General features: G+C 55.2%; 17 protein-coding genes, 6 tRNA genes and 3 rRNA genes. 21 read left to right on the forward strand and 5 right to left on the reverse strand.

The genetic code is table 11. From position 1 onward, the window contains the following. Window positions 1-13 precede the first annotated feature (13 nt). The 5 genes from HUW52_RS04610 to HUW52_RS04630 all read right to left on the reverse strand — a co-directional run bounded on the left by HUW52_RS04610 (window position 14) and on the right by HUW52_RS04630 (window position 5,879). On the reverse strand, window positions 14-1,561 hold the full coding sequence (locus tag HUW52_RS04610) for an ABC transporter ATP-binding protein (protein WP_175553083.1): 1,548 nt from the start codon (window positions 1,559-1,561) through the stop codon (window positions 14-16). A 559-nt stretch (window positions 1,562-2,120) separates the two neighbouring features. Continuing rightward, a complete protein-coding gene (locus tag HUW52_RS04615; RefSeq protein WP_175553084.1) occupies window positions 2,121-2,702 on the reverse strand; it encodes a YigZ family protein in 582 nt (193 codons plus the stop codon). Window positions 2,703-2,709: 7 nt separating this feature from the next. After that, window positions 2,710-3,360 carry a TetR/AcrR family transcriptional regulator gene (locus tag HUW52_RS04620; protein WP_016987357.1) on the reverse strand — a complete coding sequence of 217 codons (651 nt, stop codon included), beginning with the start codon at window positions 3,358-3,360 and terminating at the stop codon, window positions 2,710-2,712. Window positions 3,361-3,448: 88 nt separating this feature from the next. Then, complete coding sequence (locus HUW52_RS04625; RefSeq protein WP_175553085.1) at window positions 3,449-4,837, reverse strand: uracil-xanthine permease family protein; 1,389 nt, start codon at window positions 4,835-4,837, stop codon at window positions 3,449-3,451. A 121-nt stretch (window positions 4,838-4,958) separates the two neighbouring features. Then, the gene (locus tag HUW52_RS04630; protein ID WP_064387741.1) at window positions 4,959-5,879 is read right to left on the reverse strand and encodes a LysR family transcriptional regulator; all 921 of its coding nucleotides are present in this window, start codon (window positions 5,877-5,879) and stop codon (window positions 4,959-4,961) included. A 138-nt stretch (window positions 5,880-6,017) separates the two neighbouring features. Here HUW52_RS04630 and HUW52_RS04635 point away from each other — a divergent pair, with 138 nt between their 5' ends. The 21 genes from HUW52_RS04635 (at window position 6,018) to rplL (ending at window position 22,164) form a co-directional block, all read left to right on the forward strand. Then, complete coding sequence (locus tag HUW52_RS04635; protein ID WP_034154752.1) at window positions 6,018-7,367, forward strand: aspartate aminotransferase family protein; 1,350 nt, start codon at window positions 6,018-6,020, stop codon at window positions 7,365-7,367. Between the two features lie 76 nt (window positions 7,368-7,443). Further along, on the forward strand, window positions 7,444-8,937 hold the full coding sequence (locus HUW52_RS04640) for a CoA-acylating methylmalonate-semialdehyde dehydrogenase (RefSeq protein ID WP_175553086.1): 1,494 nt from the start codon (window positions 7,444-7,446) through the stop codon (window positions 8,935-8,937). 576 nt (window positions 8,938-9,513) lie between these two features. Continuing rightward, window positions 9,514-11,050: ribosomal RNA gene (locus HUW52_RS04645) — 16S ribosomal RNA — on the forward strand. Between the two features lie 81 nt (window positions 11,051-11,131). Beyond that, window positions 11,132-11,208, forward strand: a tRNA-Ile gene (locus HUW52_RS04650). A gap of 30 nt (window positions 11,209-11,238) precedes the next feature. Next, a tRNA-Ala gene (locus tag HUW52_RS04655) sits at window positions 11,239-11,314 on the forward strand. A 247-nt stretch (window positions 11,315-11,561) separates the two neighbouring features. Further along, window positions 11,562-14,455: ribosomal RNA gene (locus HUW52_RS04660) — 23S ribosomal RNA — on the forward strand. Window positions 14,456-14,605: 150 nt separating this feature from the next. Next, window positions 14,606-14,721: ribosomal RNA gene (gene rrf / locus HUW52_RS04665) — 5S ribosomal RNA — on the forward strand. The 16S, 23S and 5S rRNA genes sit together here with 2 tRNA genes alongside, the layout of an rRNA operon. Window positions 14,722-14,852: 131 nt before the next feature. Continuing rightward, window positions 14,853-15,806, forward strand: coding sequence for a bifunctional biotin--[acetyl-CoA-carboxylase] ligase/biotin operon repressor BirA (gene birA / locus HUW52_RS04670; protein ID WP_175553087.1), 954 nt, complete (start codon window positions 14,853-14,855; stop codon window positions 15,804-15,806). Further along, entirely contained in the window at window positions 15,796-16,548 is a 753-nt protein-coding gene (locus HUW52_RS04675) for a pantothenate kinase (RefSeq protein WP_016983618.1), read from the forward strand. Before birA ends, HUW52_RS04675 begins: the two co-directional genes overlap by 11 nt. Window positions 16,549-16,555: 7 nt before the next feature. Next, window positions 16,556-16,987, forward strand: coding sequence for a hypothetical protein (locus tag HUW52_RS04680; protein ID WP_016983619.1), 432 nt, complete (start codon window positions 16,556-16,558; stop codon window positions 16,985-16,987). A gap of 143 nt (window positions 16,988-17,130) precedes the next feature. Further along, a tRNA-Tyr gene (locus tag HUW52_RS04685) sits at window positions 17,131-17,215 on the forward strand. A 25-nt stretch (window positions 17,216-17,240) separates the two neighbouring features. Next, window positions 17,241-17,314: transfer RNA gene (locus HUW52_RS04690), tRNA-Gly, on the forward strand. A 26-nt stretch (window positions 17,315-17,340) separates the two neighbouring features. Further along, window positions 17,341-17,416, forward strand: a tRNA-Thr gene (locus HUW52_RS04695). 85 nt (window positions 17,417-17,501) lie between these two features. After that, on the forward strand, window positions 17,502-18,695 hold the full coding sequence (tuf, locus tag HUW52_RS04700) for an elongation factor Tu (RefSeq protein ID WP_064361246.1): 1,194 nt from the start codon (window positions 17,502-17,504) through the stop codon (window positions 18,693-18,695). Between the two features lie 53 nt (window positions 18,696-18,748). Then, window positions 18,749-18,824 (forward strand) — tRNA-Trp (locus tag HUW52_RS04705). 45 nt (window positions 18,825-18,869) lie between these two features. Further along, on the forward strand, window positions 18,870-19,238 hold the full coding sequence (gene secE, locus HUW52_RS04710) for a preprotein translocase subunit SecE (protein WP_009045851.1): 369 nt from the start codon (window positions 18,870-18,872) through the stop codon (window positions 19,236-19,238). Window positions 19,239-19,247: 9 nt separating this feature from the next. After that, window positions 19,248-19,781, forward strand: a complete 534-nt coding sequence (gene nusG, locus HUW52_RS04715; protein ID WP_007916492.1) for a transcription termination/antitermination protein NusG — start codon at window positions 19,248-19,250, stop codon at window positions 19,779-19,781. A gap of 117 nt (window positions 19,782-19,898) precedes the next feature. Next, entirely contained in the window at window positions 19,899-20,330 is a 432-nt protein-coding gene (gene rplK, locus HUW52_RS04720; RefSeq protein WP_003228756.1) for a 50S ribosomal protein L11, read from the forward strand. Beyond that, window positions 20,330-21,025, forward strand: coding sequence for a 50S ribosomal protein L1 (gene rplA, locus HUW52_RS04725; RefSeq protein WP_016984191.1), 696 nt, complete (start codon window positions 20,330-20,332; stop codon window positions 21,023-21,025). The genes rplK and rplA overlap by 1 nt, the downstream gene beginning before the upstream one ends. 198 nt (window positions 21,026-21,223) lie before the next feature. Beyond that, window positions 21,224-21,724, forward strand: a complete 501-nt coding sequence (rplJ, locus tag HUW52_RS04730; RefSeq protein ID WP_008081912.1) for a 50S ribosomal protein L10 — start codon at window positions 21,224-21,226, stop codon at window positions 21,722-21,724. 74 nt (window positions 21,725-21,798) lie between these two features. Then, window positions 21,799-22,164: a 50S ribosomal protein L7/L12 gene (gene rplL, locus HUW52_RS04735; RefSeq protein WP_003228750.1), complete on the forward strand. Its 366-nt coding sequence runs from the start codon at window positions 21,799-21,801 to the stop codon at window positions 22,162-22,164. Window positions 22,165-22,322: the final 158 nt, after the last annotated feature.

Consider the following 22,322-nt stretch of genomic DNA (forward strand, 5'->3'; position numbering starts at 1 on the left):
GAGTAAAACTCCGTTAAACCGTGGCGGCAGAAGGTGGGTTGTCGAACTGGCCGGCCATCCAGCCGCCGACGTCGCTGAGTTGTGTATCGCCGGTGTTGTGCAGCGCCGACAGGCATCCGCCGCACAATGCGCCGAGGCGATCGCTGATCTGGAACAGTTCGTCGAGGTCTTCGGAAATCACCAGAATCGCCGCGCCGGCATCGCGCAATGCGATCAGTGCACGGTGGATGGTCGCGGCGGCGCCGACATCGACGCCCCAGGTCGGGTGCGCAGCGATCAGCAGTTTCGGTTGCTGGAGGATTTCCCGGCCGAGGATGAATTTCTGCAGGTTGCCGCCGGACAGGCTGCGCGCAGCGGTTTGCGTGTTCGGGGTTTTCACGCCGAAGCGCTGAATGATTTGCTGGGCGAGGGCTTCGACTTTGCCGCGCTCGATCAAACCGTGGCTGACCAAGCCTTGCTGGAACGCGGTGAGCAGAGCGTTATCGGCCAGACTCAATTCCGGCACCGCACCATGGCCGAGACGCTCTGCCGGCACGAACGCCAGGCCGAGTTTGCGACGCGCATCCGGGCGCAGATCGGCGACGTGTTGCTCAGCGAATCGAATGGTCGCGGCTTCCGCCCCAGGCAGGGTTTGTTCGCCGCTGAGCAGGGCCAGCAACTCATCCTGACCATTACCGGCAACCCCGGCGATACCGACGATCTCACCGCTGCGTACCTGCACATCAATGTCAGTCAGCGAACAGCCGAACGGATCGGGGTTGTGCCAGCTCAAGCCCTTCACCTGCAAAAACGCCGCGCCGCCGCTGACTTTCGGATAGTCACCAATCAACGCCGCCGCTTCGCCAACCATCAATTGCGCCAATTGCTGATCGGAACATTCGGCCGGCACGCAATGCCCGGCCACGCGCCCGCCGCGCAGAACCGTCGCGCTGTGACACAGCGCGCGTACTTCGCCGAGTTTGTGGCTGATAAACAGAATGCTGCAGCCCTCGGCGGCGAGGCGGCGCAGGGTGACGAACAACTCATCTGCCTCCTGCGGGGTCAGCACTGAAGTTGGCTCATCGAGGATCAGCAGACGAATGTCCTGCATCAGGCAGCGAATGATTTCCACCCGTTGCCGCTCGCCGATCGACAGGCTGTGGACAAGTCGCTCCGGTTCCAGCGCCATGCCATAGCGGCGCGACACTTCGCGAATCTTCGGTTCCAGTTGTTTCGGTGTGCCGGCCGCAGCACCCATCGCCAGCGCAATGTTCTGCGCCACGCTGAGGGTTTCGAACAGGGAGAAATGCTGGAACACCATGCCGATGCCCAACTGCCGCGCCTGTGCCGGATTGCGGATGATGACCCGCTGGCCTTGCCAGAACATCTCGCCCGAATCAGCCTGGGTGACGCCGTAGATAATCTTCATCAGGGTACTTTTGCCCGCACCGTTTTCACCGAGCAGGGCGTGGATTTCGCCGGGGGCGATGGTCAGGTCGATGGCATCGTTGGCCAGACAACCGGGATAACGTTTGCTGATCTGGCGCAGTTGCAGGCGCGGGGTTGCAGGAGCAATGGACATGACAGGCTCGACTTGCTTGGAGTTGTGCCTGTGGATAAAGCAATTTCCTGGCCATTGAGTCAGGAACGCGAGCGGGCCGCATGTGCGAGTGCCTGAGGCAGAGCATTGCCTTCAAAATGAGCTGGGCTAACGGCACCAATTCAGAGCAAAGCCGTTGACCGGGCTCCAGTTTTGCTCGCTGGCAACTGATCAAAAAACGAGCAAACCCCTGTGGACTAGGCAGGACCTGCGACTGCGCCAGCCATGAACGGGTTATCCACAGGTTGCTCCACAGTTATTGTGCGCAAGCTGAAAACCCGGGCATAAGCACTGCGGTGCTTTCTTCTAATGGTGATAAACCGAGCTAACTGACTGTTCCTGTTAGAAAAAATCGTTTCGTCGGGGGAATTGAACGAAAAGTGAACAAACCGCGCAAAGCCACGTGACAGAAGGGTTACAGCAGAATGTACTCAGGTTATCCACAGTCGGGTGCACAGCAGATGTGGGCAAGTCCGTGGAATAAGGAAAATCGGGTCCGCCCCAAAAGATCGCAGCCTTCGGACGATCTTTTAATCTTGCTTCACCGCTGCAACAAAATCCGCCCACGACTCAAATCCGCCAATTGGCTTTGCAACAGCTCGATCTGCGCCTCACCCGCCGCCAACTTCAACTCAACCCCGTTTGCCGTGAAGTTTTCTTCAACAACCAACCCACCCAGATCCGCGACCCGCAACTTCACCAGCGCCAACTCGGCAAACCCGCAAGCGCAACTTAACGGCACCCGGCTGATCAATTCGATTTTGGCTGCCGTTTGCAAACACTTGTTCGCACCACCGCCATAGGCCCGGGCCAAACCGCCAGTGCCGAGTTGAATGCCGCCGTACCAACGAATCACCAGCACTGCGACCTGATCGCAATCCTGCGCTTCAATCGCCGCCAGAATCGGTCGCCCGGCCGTGCCGCCCGGTTCGCCATCGTCGTTGCTGCGGTATTGATCGCCGAGTTTCCACGCCCAGCAATTGTGCGAGGCGTTGAAATCGCTGCGCTGTTCAAAAAACGCCTGCGCCTCGGCAGGGCTGCCGATCGGCGTGGCGAAGGTGATAAAGCGGCTTTTGCGAATCTCTTCGCGGTATTCGCAAAAACCGCTGAGGGTGAAAGGCATAAACGTCTTATAGAGGAGGAGTGAGGCCGCAGCCTTTGAGAATGATGCGGATCAGGTTGTTGCCGGCGTCTTCCATGTCCTGTTTGGTCAGCTTGCTGCGCCCGCTGACGCGACAGATCTGCGTGGCGAAGTCAGCGTAGTGCTGGGTGCTGCCCCACAACAGGAAGATCAGGTGCACCGGATCGACCGGGTCCATTTTGCCCGCATCAATCCACGCCTGAAACACCGCCGCGCGGCCAGTGAACCAGGCGCGGTAATCCTGATTGAAATATTCGGTCAGGCATTCGCCGCCGCTGATCACTTCCATCGCAAAGATTCGCGAGGCTTGCGGCTGACGACGGGAGAACTCCATCTTGGCGCGGATGTAGCGGGTCAGCGCTTCGGCCGGATCGTCCTCGGCCGTGAGTGTGTTGAAGGTGCTGTCCCACAGCTCGATGATGTTGCTCAGCACCGCCACGTACAAACCGAGTTTGTTGGTGAAGTAGTAATGCAGGTTCGCCTTGGGCAAACCGGCATTCTGGGCGATGGTGTTCATGCTGGTGCCTTTGTAACCGTGACGGGCGAACTCGTCTTCGGCGGCTTTGAGGATGGTCTCTTCGTTTTTCTGACGAATGCGGCTGGCGGGCTTGCCGCCATGGGCTGGGACTTCAAAGGTCATAGGCACTTCCGGGTTTGTCTGTGGGTGCAACCAGTTGCGTTGATAGCGCACCCACAGGCATCCGACAAGTCCTTGCGCAATAAAACCGTTACGCCTGTTCGATCTTGTTCAGCGAAGCAGGTGCTTCAGCGGCCTCTGGTTTCGACTCCGGCAGCAACAGGCAAAGGATGATCGCGGTCAGACCACCGCTGGTGATCGCCGAGTCAAACAGGTTCTGCACCAGTTTTGGCAGCAGGTGCAGCAGGTTCGGTTGCGCGGCAATGCCCAGACCGACGCCGAATGACGTGGCGATGATCAACATGCTGCGCCGATCCAGCGGCGACTGCGCGAGGATGCGCACGCCGGCAGCGGCCACCGCGCCGAACATCACCAGGGTCGCGCCGCCGAGCACCGGTTTCGGAATCTGTTGCAGCACCGCGCCGATCATTGGAAACATACCCAGACAAAACAGGATCGCGCCGATGTACAAACCGACGTAGCGGCTGGCGACGCCGGTCAACTGGATCACGCCGTTGTTCTGCGCGAAGGTGGTGTTGGGGAAAGCGCTGAAGGTCGCGGCGATCATGCAGCTCACGCCGTCACCGAGTACGCCACCGCGCAGGCGGCTTATATAAGAAGCGCCGCTGATCGGTTGGCGAGCGAGCATGCAGTTGGCGGTGAGGTCGCCGACGGTTTCGATGGTGCTGATCAGATAAATCAGCGCGACCGGCAGGAAAGCCGTCCAGTCGAAGCTGAAGCCAAACTTGAACGGTGTAGGAAAACTCACCAGCGGCAAGTCAGGCAACGGCTGCGGTACCAGTTTTCCACTGAACCAGGCGGCCAGACTGCCGAGCAGCAAACCGATAATGATTGCCGACAAGCGCACCCATGGCGTGTTCGAGCGGTTGAGCAGAATGATCGTCAGCAACACGAACACGCCCAGCGCCAGATTGCCCGGCGCACCGAAGTCAGGCGCATTGAAACCACCGCCCAGATCGGTGATGCCGACCTTGATCAGACTGATGCCGATCAGAGTGATAACGATCCCTGTCACCAGCGGCGTAACGACTCGACGCAATTGACCGATGAAACGGCTGAGAACGATCTGCACCAGCGCGCCGAAAAAGCACACACCGAAGATCATCGCCAGAATGTCTTCCGGGCTGCCGCCACGTTGCTTGACCAGAAACCCCGCCGACAGCACCGCACCAAGAAAAGCAAAACTGGTGCCTTGCAGACAGATCATCCCCGCGCCAATGCCGAATGGTCGCCGCGCCTGAATAAAAGTGCCGACACCCGAAACCATCAAGGCCATGCTGATCAGGTACGGCAAATGCGCGGTCAGCCCGAGGGCCGAGCCGATCACCAGCGGCGGGGTGATGATGCCGACGAAACTGGCGAGCACGTGTTGCAGCGCCGCGAGAGTTGCGGCGAGTGGTTTGGGGCGGTCGTCGAGGCCGTAGATCAGGTCGCTGGACGGTGCGGAATCTGGCTGCATGGCTAAAGGCTTCTTGTTGAAGGATCGGGGTTGATCCTGCTTTGCAAAAAACTGTCCACTTGCTCAGGTTATTTGTCGAATTTGTCGCCAAGCCCCAACGCTGGCGGGCGTCGGAGGATTTTCAGCGCGTCGCCGCCAGACTTTCCAAAAAGCTTTCCAGCACCAAATGAGGGCGCCGGCCTTTGCGCGTGACCGATGCCAGGCTCAGGTCGTAAAAACGCGTTTGCGATTTCAGCGCACGCAAACGACCTTGCTGCACCCAAAGGCTGGCGTAATGATCCGGCAGATAACCAATGTATCGCCCGGTCAAAATCAGAAACGCCATACCCTCACGGTCAGAAGCACTGGCCGTGCAATTAAGCGCCTGGTAATGCGCCTGAATATCCGCCGGCAGACGAAAGGTCGGGGCAATCGCGTCCTGACTGTTTAGACGTTCGTCATCCAGTTGCTTGTCATCGACATAAAACAGCGGATGCCCCACCGCGCAATAAAGCAGCGAACGCTCGCTGTACAACGGCTGATATTCCAGTCCCGACAACGCACTGGCCTGCGGCACCACGCCAACATGCAGTCGCCCGTCGAGCACGCCTTGTTCAACTTCATTCGGCGCAATCATGCGGATCTGAATCTGCACATCCGGTCCGCGCTCCTTCAACTGAGCGAGGGCGTGGGTGATGCGCATGTGGGGCAGGGTGACGAGGTTGTCGGTCAGGCCGATGATCAGCTCACCACGCAAATGCTGGTGCAGGCCGTTGACCTCAGTGCGAAAACTTTCCAGCGCACTTAATAGTTGCAGCGCCGATTGATACACCTCACGGCCTTCTTCGGTCAGCGAAAACCCCGCACGACCACGCTGGCATAGACGCAAACCGAGGCGCTGCTCCAGATCACTCATCTGCTGGCTGATCGCCGAGCGACCGATGCCGAGCACGGTTTCCGCTGCCGAGAAACCGCCGCACTCCACCACGCTGCGAAAAATCCGCAGTAAGCGAATATCAAAGTCACTGACCTGGGCCAGAGGATCGGGGCGGCGACTGCTCATCTTATTGTTCTCATTGTTTAGCAAAGTTCTAACTGAAGGTTAGAAGAGTTGAATTTCACCGACTTTATCCGCGTGGCAATTTAGCTGCAACAACGCTTTTTATCTCCCTGACGCTTACGCCCTGCGAGGTTTTGCCCGATGAACATGCCTGAAAACGCGCCGTCGCCACTGGCCAGCCAACTGAAGCTGGACGCGCACTGGATGCCGTACACCGCCAACCGCAACTTCCAGCGCGATCCGCGTTTGATCGTTGGCGCCGAAGGCAGCTGGCTGATCGACGACAAGGGCCGCCGGGTATACGACTCGCTATCTGGCCTGTGGACCTGTGGCGCCGGCCACACCCGCAAGGAAATTCAGGAAGCGGTCTCCAAGCAGTTGGGCACCCTCGATTACTCGCCGGGTTTCCAGTACGGCCATCCGCTGTCGTTCCAGCTGGCCGAGAAAATCACCGAGCTGACCCCGGGCAACCTGAACCACGTGTTCTTTACCGACTCCGGTTCCGAGTGCGCTGACACTGCGGTGAAAATGGTCCGTGCCTACTGGCGCCTGAAAGGCCAGTCGACCAAGACCAAAATGATCGGCCGTGCCCGTGGCTACCACGGCGTGAACATCGCCGGCACCAGCCTCGGCGGCGTCAATGGCAACCGCAAACTGTTCGGTCAGGCGATGATGGACGTCGATCACCTGCCGCACACGTTGCTGGCGAGCAATGCGTTCTCCCGTGGCATGCCGGAGCAGGGCGGTATCGCTTTGGCCGATGAGCTGCTGAAGCTGATCGAATTGCACGACGCTTCGAACATCGCCGCGGTATTCGTTGAGCCTATGGCCGGTTCCGCTGGTGTACTGGTGCCGCCGCAGGGTTACCTGAAACGTCTGCGCGAAATTTGCGATCAGCACAGCATTCTGTTGGTGTTCGACGAAGTGATCACCGGTTTCGGCCGTACCGGCAACATGTTCGGTGCCGACACCTTTGGCGTTACTCCGGACCTGATGTGCATCGCCAAGCAAGTCACCAACGGCGCGATCCCGATGGGCGCGGTGATTGCCAGCTCCGAGATCTACCAGACCTTCATGAATCAGCCGACCCCGGAATACGCCGTGGAATTCCCGCACGGCTACACCTACTCGGCGCACCCGGTGGCTTGCGCCGCTGGCCTGGCGGCACTCGATCTGCTGCAAAAAGAAAACCTGGTGCAGAGCGTCGCGGAAGTCGCGCCGCATTTCGAAAACGCGCTGCATGGCCTGAAAGGCTCGAAGAACGTGATCGACATCCGTAACTTCGGTCTGGCCGGCGCGATCCAGATTGCCCCGCGTGACGGCGACGCCATCGTGCGTCCGTTCGAAGCCGGCATGGCCCTGTGGAAAGCCGGGTTCTACGTGCGCTTCGGCGGCGACACCCTGCAGTTCGGCCCAACCTTCAACAGCAAGCCGCAAGACCTCGATCGTCTGTTCGACGCGGTCGGCGAAGTGCTGAACAAGCTCGACTGATTTTTCCCTCTATATATAAGTACAAACAGCCGGCGCCCTTCGCGGGCGTCTGCGGACAAGCATTCAGGAGTTTTCGATGAGCGTTATCCCGCATTTGATCAATGGCGAACTGGTGACCGAGAACGGTCGCGCGGTTGATGTGTTCAACCCGTCTACCGGTCAGGCTATCCACAAGTTGCCACTGGCCAGCCAGGCCACCATCCAGAAAGCCATCGATGCCGCCAAAGCTGCGTTCCCGGCCTGGCGCAACACGCCACCGGCCAAACGCGCCCAGGTGATGTTTCGCTTCAAGCAACTGCTGGAGCAGAACGAAGCGCGCATCTCGCAATTGATCAGCGAAGAACACGGCAAGACCCTGGAAGACGCTGCCGGTGAATTGAAGCGCGGTATCGAGAACGTCGAGTTTGCCTGCGCAGCGCCAGAAATCCTCAAGGGCGAGTACAGCCGCAACGTTGGCACGAACATCGACGCATGGTCGGACTTTCAGCCGCTGGGCATCGTTGCCGGGATCACCCCGTTCAACTTCCCGGCCATGGTGCCGCTGTGGATGTACCCACTGGCGATCGTCTGCGGCAACTGCTTCATCCTCAAGCCGTCCGAGCGTGATCCAAGCTCGACACTGCTGATCGCTCAGCTGCTGCTCGAAGCCGGTTTGCCGAAAGGTGTGATGAGCGTGGTGCACGGTGACAAGACTGCGGTGGATGCGCTCATCGAAGCGCCGGAAGTCAAAGCGCTGAGTTTTGTCGGTTCGACGCCGATTGCTGAATACATCTATGCCGAAGGTACCAAGCGCGGCAAGCGCGTTCAGGCACTGGGCGGCGCGAAGAACCACGCGGTGCTGATGCCTGATGCCGATCTGGACAACGCGGTCAGCGCACTGATGGGCGCGGCGTACGGTTCCTGTGGCGAGCGTTGCATGGCGATTTCGGTTGCCGTATGTGTAGGCGATCAAGTGGCCGATGCGCTGGTGGCCAAACTGGTTCCACAGATCCAGGCGCTGAAAATCGGTGCCGGCACTTCGTGCGGTCTGGACATGGGCCCACTGGTCACCGGTCAAGCGCGCGACAAAGTAAGCGGTTATGTGGATGACGGCGTGGCGGCGGGCGCGACCCTGGTAGTCGACGGTCGTGGTTTCAGCGTGGCCGGTCACGAAGAAGGCTTCTTCCTCGGTGGCTGCCTGTTCGACAACGTCACCCCTGAGATGCGCATCTATAAAGAAGAGATCTTCGGACCGGTCCTGTGCATCGTTCGCGTGAATAGCCTGGAAGAGGCGATGCAACTGATCAATGATCATGAATACGGCAACGGCACCTGCATCTTCACCCGTGACGGTGAAGCGGCGCGTTTGTTCTGTGACGAGATCGAAGTCGGCATGGTTGGCGTCAACGTGCCGCTGCCGGTGCCGGTGGCTTATCACAGCTTCGGCGGCTGGAAGCGTTCGCTGTTTGGTGACCTGCATGCCTATGGTCCGGATGGTGTGCGCTTCTATACCCGTCGCAAGGCGATCACTCAGCGCTGGCCGCAGCGTGCCAGCCATGAGGCTTCGCAGTTCGCGTTCCCTAGCTTGTAAGTAGAAGGGCGATGCAACGAAGGCCGACCCCTCTGGGTCGGCCTTCGTGTTTTCGGGGTTTTTTGACCGATGTGACAGAATTATGAAAATAGGTGTTGACGGCAGATTTCAGATGTCTATAATTCGCCCCACTTCCGGCGCAGTCGAAACGGAAAACTCCTTGAGATTCAATGAGTTATGTAATTTTCGGCAGCAGGTTGCTTCAGGTCATCGAAGCCAAAAGGAAGTTGAAAAAGAGGTGTTGACAGCAGCGTGTAACGCTGTAGAATTCGCCTCCCGCTGACGAGAGATCGGAAGCGCAAGTGGTTGAAGTTGTTGAAGAATTCTTCGAAAGCTTCTGAAAATAATCACTTGACAGCAAATGAGGCTGCTGTAGAATGCGCGCCTCGGTTGAGACGAAAGATCTTAACCAACCGCTCTTTAACAACTGAATCAAGCAATTCGTGTGGGTGCTTGTGGAGTCAGACTGATAGTCAACAAGATTATCAGCATCACAAGTTACTCCGCGAGAAATCAAAGATGTAACCAACGATTGCTGAGCCAAGTTTAGGGTTTCTTAAAAACCCAAAGATGTTTGAACTGAAGAGTTTGATCATGGCTCAGATTGAACGCTGGCGGCAGGCCTAACACATGCAAGTCGAGCGGATGAGAGGAGCTTGCTCCTGGATTCAGCGGCGGACGGGTGAGTAATGCCTAGGAATCTGCCTGGTAGTGGGGGACAACGTTTCGAAAGGAACGCTAATACCGCATACGTCCTACGGGAGAAAGCAGGGGACCTTCGGGCCTTGCGCTATCAGATGAGCCTAGGTCGGATTAGCTAGTTGGTGAGGTAATGGCTCACCAAGGCGACGATCCGTAACTGGTCTGAGAGGATGATCAGTCACACTGGAACTGAGACACGGTCCAGACTCCTACGGGAGGCAGCAGTGGGGAATATTGGACAATGGGCGAAAGCCTGATCCAGCCATGCCGCGTGTGTGAAGAAGGTCTTCGGATTGTAAAGCACTTTAAGTTGGGAGGAAGGGCAGTAACTTAATACGTTGCTGTTTTGACGTTACCGACAGAATAAGCACCGGCTAACTCTGTGCCAGCAGCCGCGGTAATACAGAGGGTGCAAGCGTTAATCGGAATTACTGGGCGTAAAGCGCGCGTAGGTGGTTTGTTAAGTTGGATGTGAAATCCCCGGGCTCAACCTGGGAACTGCATTCAAAACTGACAAGCTAGAGTATGGTAGAGGGTGGTGGAATTTCCTGTGTAGCGGTGAAATGCGTAGATATAGGAAGGAACACCAGTGGCGAAGGCGACCACCTGGACTGATACTGACACTGAGGTGCGAAAGCGTGGGGAGCAAACAGGATTAGATACCCTGGTAGTCCACGCCGTAAACGATGTCAACTAGCCGTTGGGAGCCTTGAGCTCTTAGTGGCGCAGCTAACGCATTAAGTTGACCGCCTGGGGAGTACGGCCGCAAGGTTAAAACTCAAATGAATTGACGGGGGCCCGCACAAGCGGTGGAGCATGTGGTTTAATTCGAAGCAACGCGAAGAACCTTACCAGGCCTTGACATCCAATGAACTTTCCAGAGATGGATTGGTGCCTTCGGGAACATTGAGACAGGTGCTGCATGGCTGTCGTCAGCTCGTGTCGTGAGATGTTGGGTTAAGTCCCGTAACGAGCGCAACCCTTGTCCTTAGTTACCAGCACGTCATGGTGGGCACTCTAAGGAGACTGCCGGTGACAAACCGGAGGAAGGTGGGGATGACGTCAAGTCATCATGGCCCTTACGGCCTGGGCTACACACGTGCTACAATGGTCGGTACAAAGGGTTGCCAAGCCGCGAGGTGGAGCTAATCCCATAAAACCGATCGTAGTCCGGATCGCAGTCTGCAACTCGACTGCGTGAAGTCGGAATCGCTAGTAATCGTGAATCAGAATGTCACGGTGAATACGTTCCCGGGCCTTGTACACACCGCCCGTCACACCATGGGAGTGGGTTGCACCAGAAGTAGCTAGTCTAACCTTCGGGAGGACGGTTACCACGGTGTGATTCATGACTGGGGTGAAGTCGTAACAAGGTAGCCGTAGGGGAACCTGCGGCTGGATCACCTCCTTAATCGACGACATCAGCTGCTCCATAAGTTCCCACACGAATTGCTTGATTCATTGAAGAAGACGAAAGAAGCAGCCCGAAATTGGGTCTGTAGCTCAGTTGGTTAGAGCGCACCCCTGATAAGGGTGAGGTCGGCAGTTCGAATCTGCCCAGACCCACCAATTTTGTGTGGGAAATACCTGTAGAGATACGGGGCCATAGCTCAGCTGGGAGAGCGCCTGCCTTGCACGCAGGAGGTCAGCGGTTCGATCCCGCTTGGCTCCACCACTACTGCTTCTGAAGTTTGAAAGCTTAGAAATGAGCATTCCATTGTGATGATGGTGAATGTTGATTTCTAGTCTTTGACTAGTTCGTTCTTTAAAAATTTGGGTATGTGATAGAAAGATAGACTGAACGTTACTTTCACTGGTAACGGATCAGGCTAAGGTAAAATTTGTGAGTTCTCTTAGTTGAGAAATTCGAATTTTCGGCGAATGTCGTCTTCACAGTATAACCAGATTGCTTGGGGTTATATGGTCAAGTGAAGAAGCGCATACGGTGGATGCCTTGGCAGTCAGAGGCGATGAAAGACGTGGTAGCCTGCGAAAAGCTTCGGGGAGTCGGCAAACAGACTTTGATCCGGAGATGTCTGAATGGGGGAACCCAGCCATCATAAGATGGTTATCTTGTACTGAATACATAGGTGCAAGAGGCGAACCAGGGGAACTGAAACATCTAAGTACCCTGAGGAAAAGAAATCAACCGAGATTCCCTTAGTAGTGGCGAGCGAACGGGGACTAGCCCTTAAGTGGCTTTGAGATTAGCGGAACGCTCTGGAAAGTGCGGCCATAGTGGGTGATAGCCCTGTACGCGAAAATCTCTTGGTCATGAAATCGAGTAGGACGGAGCACGAGAAACTTTGTCTGAATATGGGGGGACCATCCTCCAAGGCTAAATACTACTGACTGACCGATAGTGAACTAGTACCGTGAGGGAAAGGCGAAAAGAACCCCGGAGAGGGGAGTGAAATAGATCCTGAAACCGTATGCGTACAAGCAGTGGGAGCAGACTTTGTTCTGTGACTGCGTACCTTTTGTATAATGGGTCAGCGACTTATTTTCAGTGGCGAGCTTAACCGAATAGGGGAGGCGTAGCGAAAGCGAGTCTTAATAGGGCGTCTAGTCGCTGGGAATAGACCCGAAACCGGGCGATCTATCCATGGGCAGGTTGAAGGTTGGGTAACACTAACTGGAGGACCGAACCGACTACCGTTGAAAAGTTAGCGGATGACCTGTGGATCGGAGTGAAAGGCTAATCAAGCTCGGAGATAGCTGGTTCTCCTCGAAAGCTATTTAGGTAGCGCCTCATGTATCACTGTAGGGGGTAGAGCACTGTTTCGGCTAGGGGGTCATCCCGACTTACCAAACCGATGCAAACTCCGAATACCTACAAGTGCCGAGCATGGGAGACACACGGCGGGTGCTAACGTCCGTCGTGAAAAGGGAAACAACCCAGACCGTCAGCTAAGGTCCCAAAGTTATGGTTAAGTGGGAAACGATGTGGGAAGGCTTAGACAGCTAGGAGGTTGGCTTAGAAGCAGCCACCCTTTAAAGAAAGCGTAATAGCTCACTAGTCGAGTCGGCCTGCGCGGAAGATGTAACGGGGCTCAAACCATACACCGAAGCTACGGGTATCATCTTCGGATGATGCGGTAGAGGAGCGTTCTGTAAGCCTGTGAAGGTGAGTTGAGAAGCTTGCTGGAGGTATCAGAAGTGCGAATGCTGACATGAGTAACGACAATGGGTGTGAAAAACACCCACGCCGAAAGACCAAGGTTTCCTGCGCAACGTTAATCGACGCAGGGTTAGTCGGTCCCTAAGGCGAGGCTGAAAAGCGTAGTCGATGGAAAACAGGTTAATATTCCTGTACTTCTGGTTATTGCGATGGAGGGACGGAGAAGGCTAGGCCAGCTTGGCGTTGGTTGTCCAAGTTTAAGGTGGTAGGCTGAGATCTTAGGTAAATCCGGGATCTTAAGGCCGAGAGCTGATGACGAGTTACCCTTTGGGTGACGAAGTGGTTGATGCCATGCTTCCAAGAAAAGCTTCTAAGCTTCAGGTAACCAGGAACCGTACCCCAAACCGACACAGGTGGTTGGGTAGAGAATACCAAGGCGCTTGAGAGAACTCGGGTGAAGGAACTAGGCAAAATGGCACCGTAACTTCGGGAGAAGGTGCGCCGGTGAGGGTGAAGGACTTGCTCCGTAAGCTCATGCCGGTCGAAGATACCAGGCCGCTGCGACTGTTTATTAAAAACACAGCACTCTGCAAACACGAAAGTGGACGTATAGGGTGTGACGCCTGCCCGGTGCCGGAAGGTTAATTGATGGGGTTAGCTAACGCGAAGCTCTTGATCGAAGCCCCGGTAAACGGCGGCCGTAACTATAACGGTCCTAAGGTAGCGAAATTCCTTGTCGGGTAAGTTCCGACCTGCACGAATGGCGTAACGATGGCGGCGCTGTCTCCACCCGAGACTCAGTGAAATTGAAATCGCTGTGAAGATGCAGTGTATCCGCGGCTAGACGGAAAGACCCCGTGAACCTTTACTATAGCTTTGCACTGGACTTTGAATTTGCTTGTGTAGGATAGGTGGGAGGCTTTGAAGCGTGGACGCCAGTTCGCGTGGAGCCATCCTTGAAATACCACCCTGGCAACTTTGAGGTTCTAACTCAGGTCCGTTATCCGGATCGAGGACAGTGTATGGTGGGTAGTTTGACTGGGGCGGTCTCCTCCTAAAGAGTAACGGAGGAGTACGAAGGTGCGCTCAGACCGGTCGGAAATCGGTCGTAGAGTATAAAGGCAAAAGCGCGCTTGACTGCGAGACAGACACGTCGAGCAGGTACGAAAGTAGGTCTTAGTGATCCGGTGGTTCTGTATGGAAGGGCCATCGCTCAACGGATAAAAGGTACTCCGGGGATAACAGGCTGATACCGCCCAAGAGTTCATATCGACGGCGGTGTTTGGCACCTCGATGTCGGCTCATCACATCCTGGGGCTGAAGCCGGTCCCAAGGGTATGGCTGTTCGCCATTTAAAGTGGTACGCGAGCTGGGTTTAGAACGTCGTGAGACAGTTCGGTCCCTATCTGCCGTGGACGTTTGAGATTTGAGAGGGGCTGCTCCTAGTACGAGAGGACCGGAGTGGACGAACCTCTGGTGTTCCGGTTGTCACGCCAGTGGCATTGCCGGGTAGCTATGTTCGGGAAAGATAACCGCTGAAAGCATCTAAGCGGGAAACTTGCCTCAAGATGAGATCTCACTGGAACCTTGAGTTCCCTGAAGGGCCGTCGAAGACTACGACGTTGATAGGTTGGGTGTGTAAGCGCTGTGAGGCGTTGAGCTAACCAATACTAATTGCCCGTGAGGCTTGACCATATAACACCCAAGCAATTTGCGCTTAAAAGCCAGATTGCGGTGTGTGAAGACGAAACGAACCGAAAGTTCGATGTTCACAAACACCGAAAGCTGTCACATACCCAATTTGCTGAAGCGAGGCCAACTGGCCACGATTCGGTACCCGAATTTCTTGACGACCATAGAGCGTTGGAACCACCTGATCCCATCCCGAACTCAGCAGTGAAACGATGCATCGCCGATGGTAGTGTGGGGTTTCCCCATGTGAGAGTAGGTCATCGTCAAGATTAAATTCCGAAACCCCAATTGCGAAAGCAGTTGGGGTTTTGTTTTGCCCGCAAAAAAGCATTTCCTTGATTTCTATGCAACGGCCCGGGGCATGGCTATTATTCGGGCCTCATTGTGAGGCGAGACCTGCATGTTGACGTTGTTGAACCTTCTGAAGGATGGTCGATTCCATTCTGGTCAGGATTTGGGGGCTGCCCTGGGAATAAGTCGAAGTGCGGTATGGAAGCAACTTCAGCATCTTGAAGCTGAGCTTGGTTTGTCTATCCATAAAGTGCGGGGTCGGGGATATCAATTGGCCGCACCATTGACGCTTCTCGACTCTCTGGCGATATCGGCAATTGCGCCACTTTGGCCGGTGACCGTACTGGATTCGGTCGACTCGACAAACGCTGAGGCTTTGCGTGCGATCGGCCAAGGGAGTCTGGCGCCCTTTTTGGTGCTCGCGGAGCGACAAGTCTCTGGGCGTGGAAGAAGAGGTCGCAAATGGGTGAGCCCGTTTGCTGAAAATCTCTATTACAGTCTTGTCCTGCGTATCGATGGTGGAATGCGTCAGCTCGAGGGTTTGAGTCTGGTTGTGGGGTTGGCTGTCTTACAGGCTCTGCGGAATTTTGGCGTGCCAGGTGCTGGATTGAAGTGGCCCAACGATGTCTTGGTAGGCAACAAGAAAATCGCCGGCATTCTCCTTGAGCTCGTTGGGGATCCAGCAGATGTTTGCCATGTGGTGCTAGGGATCGGCATCAATGTGAATATGCAGTTGGCTGATGAGGTCGACCAGCAATGGACTTCTATCCGGCTTGAATCTGGCCGAAGCAGTGATCGCAACGCCTTGGTGGCTGAGTTGAGTAAGCAGTTAAACGCTTACATTCAGCGTCACCAGATGGAGGGCTTTTCGGTTCTTCAGGCGGAGTGGGAGGCGAATCATTTGTGGCAAGATCGCTCGGTTTCATTGATTGCGGGTTCAAGCCAGGTAGATGGTGTTGTGGTCGGAATAGATAGTCAGGGTGCGCTGCGCCTGAGGGTGGATGGCGTGGAGAAAGTTTTTAGTGGTGGTGAGCTGAGTCTGAGGTTGCGTGATGATTCTTGAGCTCGACTGCGGGAACAGCTTTATTAAGTGGCGAGTACTAAAGGCTGCGCCCGGGGCTCTCTTTTCTGAGGGGGTTGTCGACTCTGATCTGGCGTTGCTTGACAGTTTGAGATCCCTTGATGGGCTATTGCTGCGCAATTGTCGCGTGGTCAGTGTCAGGACTGCGGAGGAAACTGATGCATTAATCGACGCGATCGAGCGGGAGTTCGGTGTTTCGGTGGTGCGAGCGCAGTCAGCTCGTGAAATGTCGGGTGTCAAAAATGGCTATCAAGACTATGAACGTCTAGGGCTTGATCGATGGTTGGCGATGCTTGGCGGGTTTCATCTCGCATCCGGCGGCGCCTGTTTGGTGCTCGATTTCGGGACGGCGGTAACTGCCGATTTTATTGCTGCTAATGGCGAGCATCTTGGGGGCTTTATTTGTCCTGGGATGCCTTTGATGCGGAATCAGTTACGTACTCATACTCGCAAGATTCGCTATGGGGATCTTGCTGCCGAGCGCGCGCTCTCCAGCAACGCACCCGGGCGGACCACCGTAGAGGCGGTAGAGCGCGGGTGTTTATTGATGTTGCGAGGTTTCGTACTGACGCAGCTGGAAATGGCGCGCGCCTACTGGGGGCGAGACTTTGCAGTCTTTATAACTGGTGGTGATGCTGAATTGGTCGCAGATGTCGCGCCCGAAGCCCGAGTCGTTCCCGACCTGGTGTTTGTAGGGTTGGCTATGGCATGTCCTTTTTCCTGAGGTTTGTATGCGTTGGTTGTTCCTCCTGCTTCTTGTTCTGAATATTTTCTATTATGTCTGGCATCAGCAGGAGGCGCCCTTGCGGGCAAAGGATGTAACGCCTCTCAGTTTGTATCGAGGTTCCCAGCAAGACATTCGCTTGCTTAGCGAAACGACAGGTGATGTTCGAGAAGGGCGAGGGGGGCGACGGCAAGAGTGTCTGTTTCTTGGTGGTTTTTCCCGGCAGGAGTCGCTTTTGGCCCTTCGGCAGCGTTTGACTGATATGGGGGTCGATGTGCAATCTTCGTTGAAGGATGCTGTTGGGGTCGGTTATTGGTTGTCTGTCGCGCCTCAGAGCCAGCGTTTGTTGGGTGACGCGCAGCTACAAAACCTTTCCAACGAATTCAATGAGTTAAAACATAAAATAATGCTGTGTGAGGGGGTTGCACCTGCTGAATAGTTTGCATAGAATGGCGCCCGCTCCACAGCGAAGACCTAAACGGGGATTCAAAGTGAGGCGATGTCAACGCAGCTAACCTCAGGTTTTTAAATGAGAAAATGCTTGACAGGGGTTTGGCATAGTATAGAATGCCGGCCTGATTAGGAGGGGTTCCCGAGCGGCCAAAGGGATCAGACTGTAAATCTGACGTCTACGACTTCGAAGGTTCGAATCCTTCTCCCTCCACCAGATTTAAGCGTGAGCTGCAGGCTCCGCGGGTATAGTTTAGTGGTAGAACCTCAGCCTTCCAAGCTGATGATGCGGGTTCGATTCCCGCTACCCGCTCCAAGTTTGCAGGTTGTGCAAAGTGTTTTGCTCTTGTAGCTCAGTTGGTAGAGCACACCCTTGGTAAGGGTGAGGTCAGCGGTTCAAATCCGCTCAAGAGCTCCATATAACAAGGCAGATATGAAAATATCTGCCTTTGTTTTAATGGCTGATATTGTTTGTCTAATTTCTTCTGTTGAGGGTGATATCGATGGCTAAGGAAAAATTTGATCGTTCCCTGCCCCACGTCAACGTTGGGACCATTGGTCACGTTGACCACGGTAAAACCACTCTGACTGCTGCTCTGACTCGCGTTTGCTCCGAGGTTTTCGGTTCTGCAATCGTTGATTTCGACAAGATCGACAGCGCGCCAGAAGAAAAAGCTCGCGGTATCACCATCAACACCGCACACGTTGAGTACAACTCGAAGATCCGTCACTACGCTCACGTTGACTGCCCAGGTCACGCTGACTATGTGAAGAACATGATCACCGGTGCTGCTCAAATGGACGGCGCTATTCTGGTTTGCTCGGCCGCTGATGGTCCGATGCCGCAAACCCGTGAGCACATCCTGCTGTCCCGTCAGGTAGGCGTTCCGTACATCGTGGTTTTCCTGAACAAGGCTGACCTGGTAGACGACGCAGAGCTGCTGGAGCTGGTTGAGATGGAAGTTCGCGACCTGCTGTCCACCTACGACTTCCCGGGCGATGACACTCCAATCATCATCGGTTCGGCTCGTATGGCGCTGGAAGGCAAAGACGACAACGAAATGGGCACTACCGCTGTCAAGAAGCTGGTAGAGACTCTGGATGCCTACATCCCAGAACCAGTTCGTATGATCGACAAGCCGTTCCTGATGCCAATCGAAGACGTTTTCTCGATCTCGGGTCGCGGTACTGTTGTGACTGGTCGTATCGAGCGCGGTATCGTTCGCGTTCAGGATCCGCTGGAAATCGTTGGTCTGCGTGACACCACCGTTACTACTTGTACCGGTGTTGAAATGTTCCGCAAGCTGCTTGACGAGGGTCGTGCTGGCGAGAACTGCGGCGTTCTGCTGCGTGGTACCAAGCGTGACGACGTTGAGCGTGGTCAGGTTCTGGTTAAGCCGGGTTCGGTTAAGCCGCACACCAAGTTCACCGCAGAAGTTTACGTTCTGAGCAAGGAAGAAGGCGGTCGTCACACTCCGTTCTTCAAAGGCTACCGTCCACAGTTCTACTTCCGTACTACTGACGTGACTGGTAACTGCGAGCTGCCAGAAGGCGTTGAAATGGTAATGCCAGGTGACAACATTCAGATGACTGTTACCCTGATCAAAACCATCGCGATGGAAGATGGTCTGCGTTTCGCTATCCGTGAAGGCGGTCGTACCGTCGGCGCTGGCGTCGTAGCTAAAATCATCGAGTAAGTGGTTGTAATGTATTTTTCGGGCCGGCATAATGGTCGGCCTGATTTTGTTTTAGGTCAGTAGCTCAATTGGCAGAGCGACGGTCTCCAAAACCGTAGGTTGGGGGTTCGATTCCCTCCTGACCTGCCAGATTCACTCGGTGTGTCTGGCTTTCTTTTCACAGGATCTTCATAGATGACTCCTAAAGCTGAAGCTCAAGGCTCTCGCTTCGATCTGCTCAAGTGGCTTGTAGTTGTCGCTTTGGTGGTTGTTGGCGTTGTTGGCAATCAGTATTACTCTGCTTCGCCGATCCTGTACCGTGTACTCGCATTGCTTGCCATTGCTGCTGTAGCTGCCTTTGTAGGCCTGCAGACTGCGAAGGGCAAGTCTTTCTTTGTACTGGTTAAGGAAGCTCGCACCGAGATTCGTAAAGTCGTGTGGCCAACTCGCCAAGAAACCACGCAGACCACCCTGATTGTGGTGGCTGTTGTTTTGGTTATGGCGTTGCTGTTGTGGGGTCTTGATTCCCTGCTCGGTTGGCTTGTTTCCTTGATTGTCGGCTAAGGGTGTCCCGTGGCTAAGCGTTGGTATGTTGTGCATGCTTACTCGGGTTACGAGAAGCATGTGATGCGCTCGCTGGTCGAGCGCGTAAAGCTGGCTGGCATGGAAGATGGCTTCGGCGAGATTCTGGTTCCCACTGAAGAAGTGGTTGAAATGCGTAATGGCCAGAAGCGCAAAAGCGAACGCAAGTTCTTTCCAGGCTACGTGCTGGTTCAGATGGATATGAACGAGGGTACTTGGCACTTGGTCAAGGATACTCCTCGGGTGATGGGTTTCATCGGCGGTACCGCTGATAAGCCTGCGCCGATCACCGATAAAGAGGCGGAAGCAATTCTGCGTCGTGTTGCTGATGGTAGCGACAAGCCGAAGCCGAAGACTCTCTTCGAGCCAGGCGAAACTGTGCGAGTCAATGACGGTCCATTTGCTGATTTCAATGGCGTTGTTGAAGAAGTTAATTACGAAAAGAGCCGGATCCAAGTGGCTGTGCTTATTTTCGGTCGCTCTACTCCGGTAGAGTTGGAGTTCAGTCAGGTCGAAAAGGTCTAACTGAACAAGCATCCCAACCCCGCAGCCCTAGGCTGTGGGGTTTTGTCGTCACTGGGATAAACGCGCAAGTAACCGGGGAGCCTTTCGAGGCGTTCGAACCCGTAATTGGAGTGCCTCATGGCCAAGAAAATTACCGCTTACATCAAGCTGCAAGTGAAGGCCGCTCAGGCTAACCCAAGCCCACCTGTTGGTCCTGCTCTGGGTCAGCACGGCGTGAACATCATGGAATTCTGCAAAGCTTTCAACGCCCGTACTCAGGGTCTGGAAGCTGGTCTGCCGACTCCAGTGATCATCACTGTCTACAGCGACCGTAGCTTCACTTTCGAAACAAAATCCACCCCTGCTTCGGTTCTGCTGAAGAAGGCGGCCGGTCTGACCAGCGGTTCCGCTCGTCCGAACACCGTTAAGGTTGGCACCGTTACCCGTGCTCAGCTGGAAGAAATCGCGAAAACCAAAAACGCGGATCTGACTGCAGCTGATATGGATGCAGCCGTGCGTACTATCGCCGGTTCTGCTCGTAGCATGGGCCTTAACGTGGAGGGTGTGTAATGGCTAAGCTGACCAAGCGTCAAAAGGCTATCGCCGGCAAAATCGAAGCAGGCAAGGCCTACAACATTGTAGACGCCGCTGCCCTGCTGGCTGAGCTGTCGACTGTCAAGTTCAGCGAGTCGTTCGACATTGCTGTAAACCTGGGTGTAGACCCGCGTAAATCCGACCAGGTTGTTCGTAGCGCTACTGTGCTGCCGCACGGCACTGGCAAGACTGTTCGCGTTGCTGTGTTCACCCAGGGTCCAGCTGCTGAGGCCGCTCTGGCTGCCGGCGCTGACCGTGTAGGTATGGACGACCTGGCTGCCGAAATGAAAGGCGGCGACCTGAACTATGACGTAGTGATCGCATCCCCGGATGCCATGCGCGTTGTAGGTCAGTTGGGTCAGATCCTTGGTCCACGTGGTCTGATGCCTAACCCTAAGGTTGGTACCGTAACTCCAGACGTAGCTACCGCGGTTAAGAACGCTAAAGCTGGTCAGGTTCGTTATCGCACCGACAAAAACGGCATCATTCACACTTCCGTTGGCAAGATGGGCTTCGACGCCGTCAAGCTGAAGGAAAACGTTGAAGCCCTGATCGCTGATCTGAAGCGTATCAAGCCAGCTTCTTCGAAAGGTATCTACGTCAAGCGCGTTACCCTGAGCACCACTATGGGCCCAGGTCTGGTCATCGACCAGAGCTCGCTGGACGCGTAAGACAAAGGTTGGCGCGATGGTTCGCGCCAATTGAAAGATTGGGGTCCCTGCCTGGCGGGGGCTATCCAAGACCGTAGGCGACGCAAGTCTTAAACCATAAGCCTACGCAGATGGTGCTCCCGGTTCCTTACCGAATCAGACACCAAAACGACATTCGGTTTCGATCGAATGAAACGGTAACAAGCAGGAGTTAAACCCGTGGCAATTAATCTCGAAGACAAGAAGGCCATCGTCGCTGAAGTCAACGAGGCTGCCAAAGTCGCTCTGTCCGCTGTCGTGGTTGATGCACGTGGCGTAACAGTAGGCGCAATGACCGGACTCCGTAAAGAGGCTCGTGAAGCTGGCGTTTACGTACGTGTTGTACGTAACACCCTGCTCAAGCGCGCTGTTGCTGACACTCAATACAGTGTCCTCAACGACGTGTTCACCGGCCCGACCCTGATTGCATTCTCGAACGAACATCCGGGCGCTGCTGCTCGTATTTTCAAAGAGTTTGCCAAGGGTCAGGACAAGTTCGAGATCAAGGCAGCTGCGTTCGAGGGCAAGTTCCTCGCAGCTAATCAGATCGACGTACTGGCAACTCTGCCGACCCGTGACGAAGCAATTTCTCAGCTGATGAGCGTGATTCAAGGCGCTACCAGCAAATTGGCTCGTACTCTGGCGGCAATTCGCGACCAGAAAGAAGCTGCTGCAGCCTAAGGCTCGTCAACTTCTCGCGTTTTTTGTTTATTTCGATGGTCGCGTAGGCCGTCCCCCAATTCAGGAATTGAGTCATGTCTCTGACTAACGAACAAATCATCGAAGCAATCGGCCAGAAATCCGTAGTGGAAATCGTTGAGCTGATCAAAGCGATGGAAGAAACCTTCGGTGTTACCGCTGCTGCTGCTTCGGCTGGTCCAGCTGCTGCTGCCGCTGTTGTTGAAGAGCAAACCGAGTTCAACGTTGTTCTGCTGGAAGCTGGCGAGAAGAAGGTTAACGTGATCAAGGCAGTTCGTGAACTGACCGGTCTGGGCCTGAAAGAAGCCAAAGAGAAAGTAGACGGCGCTCCTCAGGTTGTAGCTGAAGGCGTTTCGAAAGAAGCTGCTGAAGACGCCAAGAAGAAGCTGGAAGAAGCAGGCGCTAAAGTCGAACTGAAATAAGTATCGACTTTGCTCCTCCAGCCCGAGCGTCAAGCGACAGGCTGATGGCTGGTGGCTCTTGCCACCGGCCTTTTTCCGTTATTGGCAGCCGACTGGGTCGGTGCTGATAAGGGCGCTGTAACCACCCGATGCGGTGGAGCAAACCATGGGGTTTGCAC

It is taken from the genome of Pseudomonas sp. 43A, assembly GCF_013363935.1.
Lineage (GTDB): Bacteria > Pseudomonadota > Gammaproteobacteria > Pseudomonadales > Pseudomonadaceae > Aquipseudomonas > Aquipseudomonas crudilactis.